The sequence below is a fragment of the Ktedonobacter racemifer DSM 44963 genome (assembly GCF_000178855.1).
Classification (GTDB): Bacteria; Chloroflexota; Ktedonobacteria; order Ktedonobacterales; family Ktedonobacteraceae; genus Ktedonobacter; species Ktedonobacter racemifer.
In genome coordinates this window covers 903,771-921,311 of the sequence record NZ_ADVG01000004.1, presented here as the reverse complement: position 1 = coordinate 921,311, position 17,541 = coordinate 903,771, and the positions used below count along the sequence as shown (strand labels likewise).

Here is a 17,541-nt window from a genome sequence, read left to right as displayed (position 1 = left end):
TCGTTCCCTTCTCAGGAAGGGCGAGCGCGATAAGGTTCTCTCTTGTGTGCTCCCATAGACTCCTTCTCCATATGTGTGTGAATGCTCACTAACATACTATAGCCAGAGATGGAGAGCTTGTCAAGGGAGGCAGTGCATCCAATCTCACGCACGGATACCATGATCTTCCATGTTGTCACTCAACTGCCAATACTCGATGTTGTTTTGCTCGCAGTACCACTCTCCCCAGGCGTGAATCTGGTAGACAATAGGTTCCAGGCTTCGCCCCGACTCGGTGAGTGAGTATTCCACCTTTGGGGGGACCTGAGCATAGATCTGCCGGTGAATGATTCCTGCCTGCTCTAACTCACGCAATTGGAGGGTGAGCATTTGTTGGGTCGCTGCAGGAATGAGCCTGCGTAACTCTCCGAAGCGTTTGGTTCCGTTGAGCAAACAATAGACAATCTGCAATTTCCATTTTCCTCCAACGATCGAAAGCGTCACTTCGACTGGACACCCTGCCGCTTTTTGCTGCTGTTTCATGATATGCACCTTTCCATAGTATGATTTTCTAGACTACCTCAAATTATTTTGCGTACTTGTTTCTTTCACTGTTATCCTGTATTTTGATTGTAGCAGGACGTGGGGAGCATAACAAGCGAAGCCAGCTTGGGCTGGAGCAAGAAGATCACCTTCTCTCAAGAAGAACAAGCATAGAAAGGACTGGTAGTATGTACAATACCTACCCAGCGAGCTTCACTCGCATGACGCGTCTGTTAGCGGGAGTCAGTATCCTCCCTGCGCTTTTTCGAACTTTGTCTTTGAGGAGAAAAACAGATGTCTCATACTACACTTGCGTCGCTCCCGGCAACGCCGCGCAGACGCTTGCCCCCTGGACCGCCATGGCCTACGGCGGCCTGGAATACCGTCAGATTTGCGCGCCAGACCCTAAGCTTCTTACAGGAACTGCACGAGCGCTACGGCGATCTCGTGACGCTGCCAACGGTCCTGGGTCCCTGGACGCTGGTCTTTCATCCTGATGGCGTGCGCCATGTCGTTCAGGAGAATCACTTCAACTATCGCAAAGGGGGGATTTCCAATCAAGCGCTTCGCCTGACTCTGGGCAATGGTCTGCTCACCAACAATGGAGACTCCTGGCTGCACCAGCGTCGCCTGATCCAGCCGGTCTTTCATCGAAAGCAGATCGTCGCCATAGGCCAGCTGATGGCCGAGAGCGCCCTGGCCTGGACTGAGGAAGCCAGCATCAACGCGGGACAGCCCCTCGATCTGTTCCAGGAGATGAGTAGCCTGACCTTGAACATTGCGTGCAAAGCGCTCTTTGGCGCAGATATGCTCGCGCACAAGGAGCGCGTGTTGCAGGCGTCTACCACGATCAATCATTTGGAAGCACAAGCCTTTTATGTGCCGGGGCTTTTATCGCTACCGACGCCTCAGCGCCGTCGCCTGTATGAGGCCCGCAACACCCTCTACACCGTCGTTGACGCTCTGATCTCCAAACGTCATCAAGCATCGACGGAGAGCGATCTGCTGACCCTGCTCCTGGACGCGCGGGATGAAGAGACAGGCGAGAGCATGACGGATCAGCAGGTGCGGGATGAGGTCCTGACACTCATGGTGGCTGGTCATGAGACCACGTCCAACGCGCTCTGTTGGGCACTTCTGCTTGTGGCGCAATACCCAGACATCGAAAGTAGGCTCAGAGAGGAGTACACCCGCGTCCTGAATGGGCGCGCTCCGCAGATGGGGGATCTGCCCCAGCTTCCACTGACGCGCATGGTGCTTGAGGAGTCCATGCGCCTCTATCCACCGGCATGGGCCTTTGCCCGCCAGGCCATCGCCGAGGATGAAATTGATGGCTATCGCATTGCCAAAGGGGCGTATGTCCTGATGTTTCCCGCGACGACTCACCGGCATCCTGACTTCTGGGAGCGACCTGATGTCTTCGACCCCGAGCGCTTCTCCCCCGAGTGTTCAGCCGGGCGTCATCGCTTTGCCTACTTCCCCTTTGGGGGAGGGCCGCGCGTGTGTATCGGCAACCAGTTTGCCCTCACCGAAGCACTGCTCATCCTGGCGACGATCCTGTCCCGGTATCAGTTGCGCCTCCTGCCCGAGACCAATGTGATCCCAGAGCCGCTGATCACCCTGCGACCACGGGGCAAGCTGTTGATGACGGCCCATTGGCATGAAGAGCTGGCTTAGCAAAAATGAGGCGAAAATGATTGCTTGAGTATATGTTATAGTAGAATAAACCAAAATTTGGGGAGAAGCCTATGGATAAGCATCAGATTGTTCGCAAGGCGAAGAATGATAAAATTCGCCTGGTACGTTTCCTGTATTGCGATAATGGGGGAATTATTCGTGGCAAGGCCACACATGTGGATAAGCTGGAGAGCCGTATGCGTGAGGGTATTGGGCAGACGCTGGCTATGCAGGCCTTTACGGGAGTAGAGCAACTGGCCCCCGTCGAGGGTATGGGGCCGGTTGGGGAGTTCCGCCTGGTGCCAGATCTGGAGACCTTTGTCACGCTTCCCTACGCTCCACACACAGCCTCCATGATGTGCGATATGATCCGCACAGATGGCGTTCCCTGGGAAGCCTGCCCACGTACCTTCTTGAATCGCATAAGTGCTCGCCTGGCCGCGCATGGCATGCGTGCCGAGGCCGCTATTGAGCACGAATTTTACCTGGCGCGCAAAGATGAGCAGACGGGGCAGTTTCTTCCCGCCGACAGCAGCCTCTGTTATAGCAGCATCGGCCTCGATGAACAGGCACATGTGATCGATGCCATTCTCGCCGCCTTGGAGGCGCAGGGAATCTCCATCGAGCTATTTCACACGGAACTTGGACCCGCGCAACAAGAGCTCTCAATCCAGCACGCCAATGTGCTCAGAGCTGCGGACAACGTCTGCCTGGTTCGCGAGACGGTCAGGAGCGTGGCGCGCGACTATGGTCTGTACGCGACCTTTGCCCCCAAGCCATTTCTCGATCAAGCGGGCAGCGGCGCGCATATCCACATGAGCCTCTGGGGGACCGAGCGTGGCGAGCAGGCCGGGAAAAACCTCTTCTTTGAAGAGGGCCAGCGCGGCGGCTTTAGCCAGCTTGGCAGATATTTTGTGGGTGGCGTCTTAAAGCATATTCGCGGACTGGTCGCGCTCACCTGTGGTAGCCCCAACTCCTACAGGCGCCTATTGCCGCATTACTGGAGTTCGGCCTATAGTGTCTATGGCTATGATAATCGCGAAGGCGCGATCCGCATCCCCTCGCTCTTCAGCGGACGCGAAGCCAGTTCCGCCAATATCGAGCTGAAATGTGCCGATCATAGCGGTAACCCCTACCTGGCATTGGGCGCGCTGCTAGCAGCAGGCCTCGACGGTATCGAGAAGCGTATCGAGCCAGGGGAGCCACAAGAGATTGATCCTGGCAATTATAGCGACGAAGAGCGCGCCCGCCTGGGCATCCAGCGCCTGCCAACCACCCTCAGCGAGGCTCTGGACGAATTGGAGCGCGATACCGTTCTCACCGAAGCCCTGGGGCCCCTGCTGGCAACCTCCTACATCGCCGTCAAGCGCAACGAAATCGAATTCTTTAAAGAGAAGACTCCCGAAGAAGAGACCGCGCAACACTTCTACAAATATTAAACATGGTGTGTGACAGATACCGGGCTGCCCACAAGCAGCCCGGTATCTGTCACACACCATTGTTTTACAGTCGCAAAGACGGGCCAGAAAACTACGGAGTTGGAGTGGGGAACGGAGGCACCAAAGTCGGGAAAGGCGAAGGTGTCTTCTGGGGTTTTGGTGTTGATATTGGCGTCGGTGTTAATGTCGGTGTTGGTGTTGGGGTCGGGGTGTTATTACCGCCACCCGGTTTGTTTCCACCATTGCCATTAGTGTTGGTGGGCGCGGTTGGGGCGATATCTCTCCCGCGCAGGGTCGGGGCCTGGCCATTGATAACCCAGTCGCAGATACCCGCCCCCGCCAGGCCATCCTGCGCCGAAAGGTTGCAGGTATAGGTCACGCCACCTGGCTTGGAGAATGTGGTCGGCCCGTTCATGCCATCCGTCGCCGGGTCGAGGCGAGAGGTGTGGCAGGCAATGTGGACATTCATCGCGTCGTTAATGTCGGCGCAGGGACGCCCAGAGACAAACTCCATCACAGCATGCCAGATGGGAGCAGCTCCGGTAATACCAACCACTCCATCCGCCATGACGTCACCATTGGCATTCCCCGCCCAGACTCCAACCGTGGCTCTGGGGGTATAGCCAATCGTCCAGTTATCCTGGAAGGAATCAGTGGTACCAGTTTTCGCGCCTACCTGGTAGGTATCACAGCTAATGTATGTCTTGAGAGATGCCTGGCAGCTTGGATCCCAGTCATAGAACGAGAGATCATGGTCGCCAGGGAACTCAGGCTGGCGTGATGGTTCATCACTCAGGACCGACGTGAGGAGGTAGTTGACCTGACTGGAAAAGACACGTGTGCCTTTGGCCTTAGATGGATCATAATGGAAGAGATGATTGCCATAGTTATCCCAGACATCGAGAATATTCTGGTAAGGCACATGCACTCCATCGTTGGCGAAGGTCTGGTAGGCGCTGGTCATTTCCAGGGGCGGGACATCCACTGTACCCAGTACTGGCGTCAGGTGAAAACAATTCATGGCATCCGTGCAGCCCTTCTTCTGCATAGCTTGATTAAGGCTGGTAATGCCCATCAGGCGCGCGTTGTTAAAGACATTGTCGGTGCCAGCAAAGGTCATTGCCTTCACCGCGGGAATGTTGTATGAGTTCGCCAGCGCTGCCCGAATAGTCGAGCGCGGCCCGGAGACGCCATTGGGTTTCCCACCGTAGTCATTAGGTGTATAGGTTTGGGCTTTGTCACCTTCTCCATCCAGGGCTCCAGCAGATCCTCCATTGGGGAAATAGGTGCGGATATCAGGCAGGACGATGCCCGGATTCCACCCCATCTGGAAGGCCGTGGCATAGACGATTGGTTTAAAGGTTGAGCCAGGACCACGACCACGCGTGGCAACATTGACGCTACCAGCCACACGCTTGTTCTTTGGGTCCTTGTAATAGTCAACGCTACCACTCATTCCCAGTACTTCGCCTGTCTTTGAGTTCAGGACTACGACCGCGGCATCATTCACTCTCAGATCGCGGTTTAGCACAGCCGTTGTTCCAGCGTAGCTACCGAACTTCTGATAGGTTGGCTGCGTAATAAAGTATTTCGAGGCATCCTGAATGTACTGCTGAATGTTCATATCCAGGGTGGTGCGAATATTAAAGCCGCCCGAGAGGAAGGCCCGGACTCCCATTTGATCGTCACCATTGCCAAGCATATGTTCCATCTGAATCGTGACCCAATCGGTGAAGTGGGGAGCCTTTTTGATCACGCTATATGGCGTAAATTTCCAGGTAGCCGTCAATTTCTCGGCTTGCTGGATCATATCGTCGTCGATGGGTTTGCCATCGACACGCTTGCCATCCGCCTTCATCTTTTGGAGCACATAATCCTGGCGGCTGAGCGCGTTCTGGCGCGTGGTATCGCTGATTGATGGGTCAAAAATGGTTGGATTATTAGGAATTCCAGCCAACAGCGAGGCGCGAGCCAGACCTACAAGCGGATTGGGCTTGCCAGTTTTGGGATCAAGATCGAGCTTAGCAATCGCGGGCTTACAGTTAAAGTTCTTATCACAATCGGGCTGCAAGCCAAATAAATCGCGAACCGCGGCCTCAACGCCGAGATCCTGAATCCCATAGGGGACACTATTAAAATAGATCTCCAGAATCTTCCACTTGGGGTACTGTTGTGTCATGCCCAGGGCCAGGGTAGCCTCGACGAGTTTGCGCGTATAGGTACTCTGATTCTGCTGCGACAGGTTTTTAATGACCTGCTGCGTAATGGTACTACCACCGCCATTACCAGAAGTGGCGGCACGCAGAATGCCTTGTGGATCGATACCAGCGTTACTCCAGAAGGTACGATCCTCGGCAGAAACCTGGGCGTCCTGTAATACCTGGGGAATATCTTTATAAGAGACGGGAGTCGAGCGGCCAGAACTTCCCGCATCCTGATTGTAGCTCTCAGCAATCAATGCCAAGTTGCGGTCGTAGATGCGCGTTGTTTGCGCGCTCGTCTTATTCGCAATGCTGGCGACCTTGCCTGCTTGTTGTTGATAATAGCTCACAGCAAAGAAGCCAGTGATAGATGAGGCCACAACACCCACCACTAATACTGCCAGAGCTACACGATTGAAGATCCTGCGGAAGCGAGATTGGGGACGCCCACGCCCACGGCGCCGGTTAGTGATCAAAGGTGAGATAAGGGGTGAGTTCAAAGCGCGCTTCCAGGGAGTAGCCTGCTCCAGGGTCGGTTGCTGAGCGATGGGGTTGTCGCCGTAAGGATATGGCCCCTGATAGTTTCCCATAGGTGGCGGCGCAGTCTGCGTATAATTATTGTAATTATTGCGCCCCAAAGCGGCCATCTTCCCAGAAACCTGGCGCATAACTTGCATCGCATTCGGCATCCAGCCCTGTTGTTGAGGGGGTAAAGGCCTCATAGGAGGCCGTGCAGATTGTGGAGAGAACTGCTGGGGCCTCTGTGGTTGTTGTGGGATCTGTGGCTGGAACTGTTGGGGTTGGGAAGGCGGAAACTGTGGAGGTTGACCAGGGCCGGCAGGCCGTTGTGAAAATGGGCGTGAAGCAGGTGTGCCAGCAGGAAAAGTAGGTGGTTGCTGCTCGACATTTTTTTGCTGATAGTTGCTGAGTAATCCTCCCGTTTTTTTTGCCGGTTTGCCGTTCTGCGCCGTGTTCGCTGGCGCGCCTGGCTGATTCCAGTTATTACTCATATGCCTCCTTATACGTTTTCATGGTCAGCAGCAGGTTGCTCCTTTATTACGCATATGAGAGAGCCTGGCTGATTCCGGGTTAGGAAATGGGCACTCAGTGACAAGAGTCACTTTTTCCTCTTCACAAGCGTATGTTGCGACTGACCTCTCTGTTTTTTTGGCTCCTCTATGCAAAAAACATCGGCAACGATAAGATTGCCGGAAAATTCACGTTCTCTGTTTGCACTTGCTATACATCCTGTATAGGTTAACATACACACTAATCTATCTGCTAATTGCTTGCATAAATGGGCTAGGGAGACCAGGCTAATGGTTTAGTCTATGCGGGTGATGTGCGGCAAATGAAAGTGAAAATGTGCAAAGATCTCGGGACTATTTTACCTAATTAAAGCGGCCTCTATGCTATAATTAGAGCATCAAAATAGATGTACTTCAATTAAAAAAGGATCCTCTTCGCGCACTTCGATTCCCAACGAGCTTGCTGTAAATGATGGCTTTAAGGATGAGCCGCGTATCATTATTTCGCGAAAGGTAGGGAAACTTGCTATGGCGACATCTGCAATGGGAAATGAAGGCAATCAGCTCCGCTCGGAGCGTATTGCCGGGGGAATTTTACCGCGTGTGCTCAATTCATTTGATATGGTGGCAATTTTTGTAGCGATTGTGCTTTTTGCCAGCAACGGCGCGGTTGTCGCGGGTGGGGCGGGACCCTCCGCGTATGTGTACTGGATTCTGGGCTTTATAACCTTTCTTATTCCGGGAGCGATTGTCACGGGTCAGTTAGGTCTGATGTTTCCGGGCGAAGGCTCAATCTATGTCTGGACGCACAAGGCGTTTGGCTCTTTTATGGGTTTCTTCGCGGGCTTTTGTGCCTGGTGGCCGGGTATTCTGGTAATGATCGCCACCAGTGATACCGTGGTCTCGCTCTTGCAGCAGATCAACGCCTCCTGGCTGACTGAGCCATGGCAGCAAGGCGTCGTCATCCTGGCTGTGCTCGCCTTTTCGCTTGTGCTCTCTGTTCTGCGCTTCCGGGTGACGCAGAATCTGGTCAACGTGATCTTTGTGGCCTATGGTGGCGCGATCCTGCTTGTGGGCCTGGCTGGCTTGCTGGCCCTCTTTGGTGGCCATTCCGCCCATGTTGACTATGCAGCGCATAACTGGTTGCCTGTTCCCGCGACCTATACCTTCTATGGCACCGTTATCCTGGCCCTGCTAGGTATCGAGGTCCCACTCAATATGGGAGTCGAGATCACCAATACGCGCTCGATTACCCGGTATCTCCTCTGGGGTTCAGCCGTCGTCATAGCTGGCTACCTACTTACAACCTTTGGTGTGATGCAGGCGGTGACCCCGGTAAGCGCCCAGGGGAGCCCTTCAGCGATTGCCCAGGCCGTGACCTCTGGCTTTGGTGGCGCGGGTAGCGTGCTAGGTTTGCTGGTCAACATCATCTTTATCGGCTTCTTCCTTTTCAACACAACGGTGTATAACTACTCATTCGGGCGTCTGCTCTTCGTCTCGGGCCTGGATCGTCGCATGCCGGCTATCATCAGCAAGGTGAATGCCAACAAGGTGCCCTGGGTGGCTGTGCTGGTGCAGACCATTATCGCCGCCGCCTTTACGGTCATCGCCTTTATTCTGGTTCCGTATGCCTTAAATGCTGGCCTCAAGCCCGCCGACCTTTCAACCATCATCTATGACATTCTGCAAGCGGCGGTAACCGTTATCTGGTGTGTCTCGATGGTCATTCTATTTGTGGATGTGATTGTGATTCGCCACAAATACCAGGATGCCTTCACACGGGTAAAACTGGCCCCCACCTGGGTTTTCTACCTGTGCGCCGTCTTTGGCCTGATCGCCAGTGCCGTAGGCGTGTATGTCACATTCACAGGCCCCTGGACATCGCTTGTTACCAGCACTCAGTGGTTGCTCTGGATTGGAGGCATTGGCTTGCTCTCCCTGATCGTAGGTGTATTGCTCTACTTCGTAGGTCAGTTCACCGTTGGTCGCCAGCAGGCCGACGACCAGGAAATTATCGCCGAAGTCACCGGCTCAGCAGAGTAGCTGCATCAAGTAGCCGCGTACGCCAGTAGCGGGCGCCCGTACACAGCGCCCGCTACTGGCGTACGCGGCTACTTGGGGTGTTGTTTAGGTTGTGCTGAGGGCGAGGGCCTGGTGGTGCTGGGTGAGGTACTCCTCTTTCCAGGGAATGGGAAGCACCTTCCAGTGCTGGCCCGCGTCGGCTGAGCGGTAGAGGCCACGGTTGCAGAGCGCATAGAAGACGCCGGGTTCGGCCTCGTGACTTGCCAGGACGGGCACGACCGTTCCTTCTATATCGGGGAGTCCATCCGAGATGCGTCTCCAGGGCTGGCTTGCTTGCTTCAGGTAGATGGCGGACTGGGCCTCTTCGCGCTGGTGATGGGCGGCATAGGGTCCCGGAGAGGCGGAGACCACAATGGTATCTGGATTGCCGGGATCAACGGCCAAGCCCCAGAGATAGTGCTGCTCCAGGCCCTCGTCGGGTCGCTGCCAGCTTTGCCCGCCATCATAACTCTCATTATAGCCTCGCCCCGGCGAGGAGAAGCCATCGCCCGCAGCCGAGTACAGACAGTCGGGTGCCTGAGGATGCATCACCAAGGTATGGGTATCAATGGGCGCATCGGGGACGCGATCCTCCCAGGTCTCGCCACCGTCCAGGCTGCGCACAAGTGCGCCGGCTTCGATGGCCGCGAAGAGGCGCCCCGGCACCCTGGGATCCGGTGTAATCCAGCGCACATGGCTGGTGTAGGGGCGAGGTGGAAAGCGCCAGGAGGGCGCGGAAGGCAACTCGCGCAAGGCCTTCAGCTCGCGCCAGTTCTGCCCACCATCCTCTGAGCGATAGATAGTGCTTGGCTCAGAGCCAGCATACACCACTCCATAGCCTTGGTTCTGCTCGGTCAAGCTGATCGCGAGCGAGGTGATATGTGGTTGAGTGATGCCATTATTCTCGTAAGGCTCCATCGCAGCTCCGGCATCGCCAACAGGTTGCCAGGAGCGCCCCGCGTCTTCACTTCGCCAGAGTCCTCGCCCAAAGGTGCCACAATATACAATCTCAGACCTAAAAGGATCGACTGCCAGGCAGGTCGGTTGCAAGCCCTCCAGAAACGTATGGGCCTGCCAGCCTTCGCCCGCCTGCTCAACGACGACCAGTTCTCTCTGCATAGCGAGATACATCTTCATTGCGCGTCCCTTTCCTGTGAAAAGATCTTGCACAGCTCTCAGACTCTCTAAAAATATTCTACGCATACAGACCTGGTACCGTTACGGAGAAAGCCGATTTTCTAGTTTCATATTAAGAATTTTATTTTGCCGGTTGCTCTCTCGCTAGGGAAATGGTCATTGTGTTCATGGCTGTTTTTGATGCAGGATAAGACCAGCTAAATGGGCGTATGTGCAACCACTATATTTTCACCTGTTTGGCCTTGCTTACTCATCGGCAATTTCGGGATGCATTTGGAGGAGTTTGTGTAGCCAGTGGAGCTGGAGGAAGGGTTTCAGGGGGAGATGCTGGGGAAGGTCCGCTCGGAAGATGGCCTTGCCTCCTCTAGCGAGATATTGTTCGAGCGTTACACTGCTTGTGGTGATGTAGGCGATGTCGGTTGGGCTGAGAAGTAGAAGGGCCTTTGCCTCGTTTTGCGGTTGTGGTTCATCATATGCATGAGCCAAATACATGGGTGTGATGGTCCCATTGTCACGACTGGTGACCAGAATGGGGGCGACCCCATCAGTAGCTTGCATGGGCCAGGTGCCTGGATGGGCAATCTCTGGGTCTGTGCTGTCTACCCAGTATGTTGCGGGTGCCTCGCGTGGAATGATGCGTAGCGAAGCCTCCTCATACGCCTCGCGGGCCGCGCACTCCCAGCCTGTTTCTTGACCTTCGCGGTGGCCGCCGAGCCTAAAGACAGCGAGGGCCTGTCCAGACTTTGTTGGCCCTACCAAGAAGGGGAAATAACCAGCTACATTCACATATACGCCTGCGGTAATAATTTGGGTAGTATGCTGCATATACTCTGCCTCATATTGATTTATTTCAGTGTATGATAGAGACTATGCTTGAGACAATAGTAAATTATGTTTTCTGGGGAGATAGATATGGAGCAGTTTACAGAGGCAGGGATGCTGGCCCTGTTGGGATCGGGTGAGTACCTGGATGTGATGAATGAGGTGGATGCCTATCTGCTGGAGGCGCGAGGCGGAGCTGTGAAAGAGAGCCGGGTTGCGCTCTTGCCTACGGCCAGCGGCCTGGAGGCCAATGGCCCCAACTATTGGAATGGCCTGGGGAGCTCGCATTTTCGGCGCCTGGGCGTCAAAGAGGTGCGGGCGACGCGCATTATTGACCATCAGAGCGCGAATGATCCTGAGCAGGTCGCGCTGCTTGAGGAGAGCAACCTGGTTTATTTCTCGGGTGGTGATCCGCAGCATGTAATTGAGTCGATGCGGGATTCAGAGGCCTGGCGGCGTATTGAGGCGGCGTATCGTGGGGGGATGTCGCTGGCGGGCTGTAGCGCGGGCGCTATGGCCGTGGGAGGCTTTACCCTGGCGATTCGCGATATCCGCGCTGGCCAGGAGCCGCGTTGGACCAGGGCTCTTGGGCTTGTGTCGCATATTGTGGTCTTCCCACATTTTGATCGCATGCGCCACTGGATGGGCGAAGAGCTGCAGAAGAGGATTATCGCGAGCGCGCCTGAAGGGTGTGTACTTGTAGGCATCGACGAGAACACTGCCCTGGTGCGCACCTATGAGCCACGGGATGGTAGTATTGCGACCTGGCGTGTCATGGGCCAGCAGAGCGTGACGCTTTTCGCAGCTAATGCGGAACCAAGCGTCTTCCAGGCGGGCGCGGAAATCGAATTGTAGGGTCCAAGCAAGCTTGGACTCTCTCCCCTATGTATCCGTTGTGCAGGTGCGCTACGTATAATGCTTGTAAACCGGTCGTGTGCCTACCTGTTGTTTATGTAGTAGTAAGGGGAAATTAATATGCAAACTCGCCGCTTTGGCAAAACCGATATGCAGATCACTCCGATTGGTATTGGAGCGTGGGCCATGGGTGGAGGCGGTTGGGACGCCGGCTGGGGTTCTCAGGATGATCAGGAGTCTATCGCGACCATTAAGCGTGGCCTGGACCTGGGCATTAACTGGATCGATACTGCTGCCGTGTATGGCTTGGGTCATTCGGAGGAGGTCGTTGGGAAGGCCATCAAAGGTCGTGAGAGGCCACTTATCTTTACCAAGTGTTCCCTGGTCTGGGATGAGAAGCGCCAGATAAGCAATAGCCTGAAGGCGGGCTCCATCAAACGCGAGGCCGAGGCCAGTCTTAAGCGCCTGGGCGTTGATTATATCGACCTCTACCAGATTCACTGGCCCAATCCCGAACCCGATATTGAGGAGGGATGGAGCGCGCTGGCCAAGCTGAAACGCGAGGGCAAGGTACGCCACATCAGTGTCTCAAACTTCAATGTCGAGCAGATGCAGCGTGCCGAGCGTATTGCCCCTGTGGAGACGTTGCAGCCGCCCTATTCGTTGATTAATCCCGATGTGGAGAAGGAAATTCTCCCCTATTGTGAGAAGAACGATATAGGCGTGATTGTCTACTCGCCCATGGCCTCGGGCCTTCTAACTGGTCGCATGACGAAGGAGCGCATCGAGCAGATGCCTGACGACGACTGGCGCAAGAATGCCGACAACTTTAAAGAGCCTGCTCTCTCACGCAACCTGGAGCTGGCGCACATGTTACAGGAAATTGGCCAGGCGCATAACGTCACCGCGGGCGTGGTCGCCGTGGCCTGGACGCTGCGCAATCCAGCAGTCACAGCCGCCATCGTCGGCTCGCGCCGCCCCTCGCAGATCGAGGACATGGTCGCCGCGGCTGAATATCGCCTGAGCGATAGCGAACTGCACGATCTCGAAAAATTCATGCTGGCCCACCGCTAGCGAAAGCAATGTATCCCACCAGTAGCCGCGTACGCCAGTAGCAGGTTCGCTATTGGCGTACGCGGCTACTGTTACATTGTTGGCTGGTTGAGATAGAGTGTCTTGTTGTGCTTGAAATTATAGAGCGCCAGGACGGGGCGCTTTCCTGTCTGGCTGCGCTGGATGGCCTCGCGCCGCGCCTCCTCCAGGCGAGGACAGATCAGGGTCACATCCAGATAGCAGCAGAGTGTATTTGGATTGATCCAGGTTCCCAACCAGGTATCAGGCTCGCGCAGGTAGCCCTCATTCGTTTGAATAAAGTTATGTAAACCCTCGGCGATATTGGCCTCGGGATTGAGAATGAGCGTCTTATCCGGATATTTTGGCAGACCCCAGGCATCGATAGGGTCTAAGAACTGGTAGCTGGAGAGTTGAGAGGTCACGCCCCCATATTTAAGCGTAGCAATCGCGACATCGAGAACGAACTTCTCGAATTGATACTGTTCCAACCAGGTAGCAAAGTACATAGCTATTTGTCCTCGCACGCAAAGTTTCAGTCTATATCACGTTTGAGGACGACACTTTTTACTAGGCAAGGCGTGTTTTCTGGGAATGATGGCATAGAGAAGCAGGGGAGCGCTGTTCGTCTCCCCCGCTAGGCGAGAGGAAGCTACCTATCTGACCTATCTAAAAAAGGGCGATCATTAGGGGGTGATTGGTAGGGCGAGAGTTCAGATGTCGCGCGGCGCTCATAGAGCCTCTGCTTCTCATAGTTGAGTTCATTGTAAAGCTGGTTCTCTTCACGGGTCAGCCCATCAATGCGATGCAGGACTCGAAAGAACTCATTAGTATTATGGAAGGCCGTCATGCGATCCTGGTAGAAGAGAATCTCGTCATCAATCGCGTCGATACGTTCTGTCAGGTCTTCAATTTTCTGCTGAATGTGTGCGCTCTCAACATCGCGTGGATGAAGATCAAAGTATCCCATAGGTCAGCTCCGTCTGCTAAGCAGGACATGTCTACATCAAATTAGTATACCTAAGAGGGTGAGGTTATAGTTGATCAAAGCATAACCATCTATTGCAATGATTATCCTTCTCACTTTAACCTACGCCTGTTTACCAAACAGCGGACTAGGCGGGAGGATGCACTACGAGCATCCTATGCACCTCTCTCTACTGAGAGATGTTCACTCGTGAGATGATTCCAGGAACATCTCTGGGGGATCCCAGAAGCTCAACTGGACGGGAGGCCCGGCATCCTGGATCCTCTGCTGATTCTGCTGTTTCCACGCTTCATGCCGCGTCATGAGGAGCGCCTTGACCTCCGAGGTCGAGCGACATGCCGCCAGTTTCCGATCCCCCCAGCGTCCCGCGAGCGTCTGTGCGGCTTTGCGGTCGGCCTGGTCTGCGTAACCACAGACCAGGCACTTGAAGGTTTTCTGGTTCGGCCGATTAGCGCGATCGACATAATGGCAGCGGGGGCATTCCTGAGAGGAATAGGCGGCTCGGACCGTGTGGGCTGCCATGCCCTGTTTGGCGGCGGCCCAGGCCAGCTGCTCTGGGATATGCCCCAGGTGAGAAGCATACAGATAACTGTTCATCACCCTTGCTTTGAAGCGCATCGAGGCCACATTGAGGTCCTCATAAATGAGTCTGGCATCTCGATGATCTTTGACCAACGCATTGACCGCCCGGTTGATCTCTTGCTTGACGTGACGGCTCAAGCGTTGCGACGTTTCAGAACTTGTCGAAGGAAGCTTGCCCTTTGGGACGCCTTTCTTTTCCAGACAGGCTCGCAGTTTCGCCTTGCGGCGACGCTTTTCCCGATCGTGCTTGTGCTGTCGGGCCATCTTGCCATGAAAACTGCCATACGCTTTATTGGTGGAGGTCGTGAGGAAATGGGCAATGCCCACATCGACGCCTACTGTAGGGGCGTCAGGCTTGGTTTGAAGAGGAACGTCCTCGTCAAAGGAGAGCGTCAGCCACCAGACTCCATTGCGCTTGTGAAGTGTTGTGGATGCATTGAGCGTGCGGCCTTCGAGTGCTCGTTTGTGATAGGAGGCGAGTTTGACTGGGACTCGAAGCGGATTCCCGACATCTAAGGTGGACACGCGCAGCCAGTAGTCGAACGTGGAGTCCTCCGACTTCTCGAGCACCACCACGTTGACATTGGCTTGGATGACTGGCACACGCAGCACAGGGAGGTCCCATTCGGTCCAGGTCGGTTCGCGGCGTTTGAAGGCGGACATCCGGCCTTCCGCCTGAGCTTTGGCCTGAGCGTAATCAGCCACATCTTCCAGGTACGCCTGATAGGCGTTCGCTCGATTCGTGCGAACGCTTTTGGCAATGCCTGCGGCTTGCTGTATTGCCACTCGATGCAAGCGGTCGGAAAGATCGGTTTTGAAGACGGTTTCTTGGTACTTGTCCGGGCTTGTCTCGGCCTCGCAAAACAGGGTGGTGTACTGTTGGCACAGCGGCAAGTAAACCGCCACAAGCTGATCGAGCGCCTCAAGTTTGCCAGGATTGGCCTCAATGAGACGGATATGGGTCACCGCTCGAGTGATGGTCTGCTTCGTCTTCTTTTTGCGCTTGCGCTTTTTTTTCTCATCAAGCGAGGCTTTTTGGGGCTTCTTGCTCACGGGCGGGTCCATTCTGCTGCAAAGCCGCTAGCACTTGTTCCGTCTTGCGTTTGGCTTGTCTGCGACCATAAAGACGAGCGCAAAACGAGGGAATGATGCTGATAAAATCGCCCATGAGATCATCTTCGGCGGTATCAGCGGTGTTGACGATGACCAGTTTCCGTCCTTGCATAGCCAACAAGGTCTGAATATAGGCCACGCCAAAGCGAGAAGCGCGATCTTTGTGTTCAACCACGATCTGCCCGATTTTGGGATCTGCCAGCAGCGCCAGAAACTTGGGCCGCTGATCGTTGATGCCACTGCCGCACTCTTTGACGACTTTGCTGACCGACCAGCCTTGGGCATTGCACCAGGTCACCAGCCGCTCGGCTTGCCTTTCCAGGTTGTCTTTGTTTTCGCTGCTTGAAACACGAGCATACACAGCGACGGCGTGGACCGGAACCGAGCGAAGCTCCGGCGGATCAATGATCACGGTGCCGGTGGGCAATTGATAGCCGGGAATCTGGCCGCGTTTCCACATACGCCAGGCGCTGTTATAACTGATCCCAATCTTCTTGGCATAACTCGATAACTTCATACATCCAAGTATACTCTATCTGCTTGAGATATGCAAGAGATGATGATACTTTGTGATGGTTGCTTATACAAAATGGATACCCTACGGCTAAAGCCGAGAGCTTGTGTCTGAACTCCACCGCAACTCAGCATACCTTTTCAGGCGTGCTGCTTTGGCTTCATCGTCCGACACATCAGGGCGTACTGACAAGACGCCCGTTCCTATCCAGTCTTGCCGGATAAGAAGCGTTCTCATGGCAATATTCCTCGCGCCAACCAGATCGGCATGGAGGGTATACTGACAATTCTGACAGACAAAGAGCAATCCCTTGTGAGGACGATTCTCCTTGCAGGTGTGCCCACATTTGGGGCAGGCCTGAGAGGTAGAGTTGGCATCCACCTTGATTGCCATACTTCGATGCAAGAGCGCTTTATAGGCGATCATCGCGTGCAGCTCACCAAAAGCCCATTTGGAGAAGGTACGATTGGCTTTTCGCTGTTTCGCACTGGCTTTTTTGCCTTTCCGTCGTTTGGTCTGCTCACGAATGTCTGTCAGATGCTCCAGTCCAATCAAGCTTTGTGGGTGCTCTAGGACGATCCGCTTACTCACAACATGATTGGCGTTTGCTTTCAACCGTCTCTCTCGTCCACTGATGGCGACGAGCCTTCTCGTCGCGGAACGAGTGCCTTTTTTTTGCAGACGCTTTCTCAGTCGTGCATAGTGGTGAGACTTGGCAATAGGAGAGATGTCAGCATGGAAGGTACAATCGCCTTGCATCGTCGCCGTGACGGCGAGATATCGCATCCCCACATCCACGCCAACGATCTGCTTGTGCGTTTCAGGGGTAGGATCAGACGTCTCCACTTCCAAGGTGACGAGCAGGTAAAACTGTTTCTTGGGCTTGTCATACCAAAGTTTCGATGCACCTATCTCCGCACCATGCTGGATCAAGGCGACGTGTGCATCGTAGCCAGTATAAGGCACAACGATACATCCCTCAAGAGTGAGGATACTTACGTGCTGCTCTTTTTTGAAAGTATAGTCCTTCTTATACTGGTAGGTCAACGTGGGAGAGAGAAACGTAGGAGCTTGATCAAGCCCTTTGTGTCGCTTCTTGGTCTTGCCTTCCTTACGCATGGCAGCATTGTTCTTCACCTTTGTCCAGAGGGCTTTATAGGTAGCACCAACTTGGCGAGGAACGGAACAGGCCATTTGTGAGGGGAGATGAAAACGGAGGCGAATCTCATCATAGGTTCCCTCTTGCAAGCGAACAGCATTGCTGATCTTGCCATGTTCAAAGGCATACGTACTGACATAGTTGAGAGCATCACGATATGCCAGTTGCATCGTGCGTAATGCCTTGAACTGCTCGGGCGTTGCATTCAATTTGAGTTTTGCTGTTAGTACCGTTTTCATACTGTACAGTCTATCATATTTTTCAACAGCCTGTCAATAGAGAAGTAGTAGATGAAAGAATGTCTACGGCGTATCCCACCCAAGCTACCTACAAAGGAACGCCGCATTCCTCCCCATGCCTGAAAGGGCAGGG

At 54.4% G+C, this 17,541-nt stretch carries 14 protein-coding genes; 5 read left to right on the top strand and 9 right to left on the bottom strand.

Annotation, left to right across the window (positions count from 1 at the left end; translation table 11 throughout):
- Positions 1 to 144: 144 nt before the first annotated feature.
- Positions 145 to 522, bottom strand: a complete 378-nt coding sequence (locus KRAC_RS45690) for a winged helix-turn-helix transcriptional regulator (protein WP_007919027.1) — start codon at positions 520 to 522, stop codon at positions 145 to 147.
- 294 nt (positions 523 to 816) lie between these two features.
- Here KRAC_RS45690 and KRAC_RS45685 point away from each other — a divergent pair, with 294 nt between their 5' ends.
- On the top strand, positions 817 to 2,199 hold the full coding sequence (locus KRAC_RS45685; protein WP_007919025.1) for a cytochrome P450: 1,383 nt from the start codon (positions 817 to 819) through the stop codon (positions 2,197 to 2,199).
- A 71-nt stretch (positions 2,200 to 2,270) separates the two neighbouring features.
- Positions 2,271 to 3,638: a glutamine synthetase family protein gene (locus KRAC_RS45680; RefSeq protein ID WP_007919023.1), complete on the top strand. Its 1,368-nt coding sequence runs from the start codon at positions 2,271 to 2,273 to the stop codon at positions 3,636 to 3,638.
- Between the two features lie 91 nt (positions 3,639 to 3,729).
- Here the strand turns inward: KRAC_RS45680 and KRAC_RS45675 are convergent, their stop codons facing one another.
- Positions 3,730 to 6,849: a transglycosylase domain-containing protein gene (locus KRAC_RS45675; protein WP_007919021.1), complete on the bottom strand. Its 3,120-nt coding sequence runs from the start codon at positions 6,847 to 6,849 to the stop codon at positions 3,730 to 3,732.
- Positions 6,850 to 7,395: 546 nt separating this feature from the next.
- Here KRAC_RS45675 and KRAC_RS45670 point away from each other — a divergent pair.
- Positions 7,396 to 8,910, top strand: a complete 1,515-nt coding sequence (locus KRAC_RS45670; protein WP_007919019.1) for an APC family permease — start codon at positions 7,396 to 7,398, stop codon at positions 8,908 to 8,910.
- An 84-nt stretch (positions 8,911 to 8,994) separates the two neighbouring features.
- Here the strand turns inward: KRAC_RS45670 and KRAC_RS45665 are convergent, their stop codons facing one another.
- Positions 8,995 to 10,047 carry a WD40/YVTN/BNR-like repeat-containing protein gene (locus KRAC_RS45665; protein WP_052569346.1) on the bottom strand — a complete coding sequence of 351 codons (1,053 nt, stop codon included), beginning with the start codon at positions 10,045 to 10,047 and terminating at the stop codon, positions 8,995 to 8,997.
- Between the two features lie 264 nt (positions 10,048 to 10,311).
- The gene (locus KRAC_RS45660) at positions 10,312 to 10,890 is read right to left on the bottom strand and encodes an NUDIX hydrolase (RefSeq protein WP_007919015.1); all 579 of its coding nucleotides are present in this window, start codon (positions 10,888 to 10,890) and stop codon (positions 10,312 to 10,314) included.
- 87 nt (positions 10,891 to 10,977) lie between these two features.
- Between KRAC_RS45660 and KRAC_RS45655 the strand changes: the two genes are divergently transcribed.
- Both KRAC_RS45655 and KRAC_RS45650 read left to right on the top strand, forming a co-directional pair.
- Positions 10,978 to 11,742: a Type 1 glutamine amidotransferase-like domain-containing protein gene (locus KRAC_RS45655; RefSeq protein WP_007919013.1), complete on the top strand. Its 765-nt coding sequence runs from the start codon at positions 10,978 to 10,980 to the stop codon at positions 11,740 to 11,742.
- 120 nt (positions 11,743 to 11,862) lie between these two features.
- Positions 11,863 to 12,816: an aldo/keto reductase gene (locus tag KRAC_RS45650; protein ID WP_007919012.1), complete on the top strand. Its 954-nt coding sequence runs from the start codon at positions 11,863 to 11,865 to the stop codon at positions 12,814 to 12,816.
- Positions 12,817 to 12,887: 71 nt separating this feature from the next.
- Here KRAC_RS45650 and KRAC_RS45645 read toward each other — a convergent pair whose 3' ends face one another.
- From KRAC_RS45645 to KRAC_RS45625, 5 genes are all read right to left on the bottom strand, one after another.
- A complete protein-coding gene (locus tag KRAC_RS45645) occupies positions 12,888 to 13,322 on the bottom strand; it encodes a hypothetical protein (protein ID WP_007919011.1) in 435 nt (144 codons plus the stop codon).
- A gap of 143 nt (positions 13,323 to 13,465) precedes the next feature.
- The gene (locus tag KRAC_RS45640) at positions 13,466 to 13,783 is read right to left on the bottom strand and encodes a hypothetical protein (protein WP_007919010.1); all 318 of its coding nucleotides are present in this window, start codon (positions 13,781 to 13,783) and stop codon (positions 13,466 to 13,468) included.
- Between the two features lie 201 nt (positions 13,784 to 13,984).
- Positions 13,985 to 15,436 carry an RNA-guided endonuclease TnpB family protein gene (locus KRAC_RS45635; protein ID WP_040441717.1) on the bottom strand — a complete coding sequence of 484 codons (1,452 nt, stop codon included), beginning with the start codon at positions 15,434 to 15,436 and terminating at the stop codon, positions 13,985 to 13,987.
- Entirely contained in the window at positions 15,405 to 16,013 is a 609-nt protein-coding gene (locus KRAC_RS45630) for an IS607 family transposase (RefSeq protein ID WP_007904553.1), read from the bottom strand. Before KRAC_RS45630 ends, KRAC_RS45635 begins: the two co-directional genes overlap by 32 nt.
- 87 nt (positions 16,014 to 16,100) lie before the next feature.
- On the bottom strand, positions 16,101 to 17,408 hold the full coding sequence (locus KRAC_RS45625; protein WP_007919009.1) for an RNA-guided endonuclease InsQ/TnpB family protein: 1,308 nt from the start codon (positions 17,406 to 17,408) through the stop codon (positions 16,101 to 16,103).
- Positions 17,409 to 17,541 lie beyond the last annotated feature (133 nt).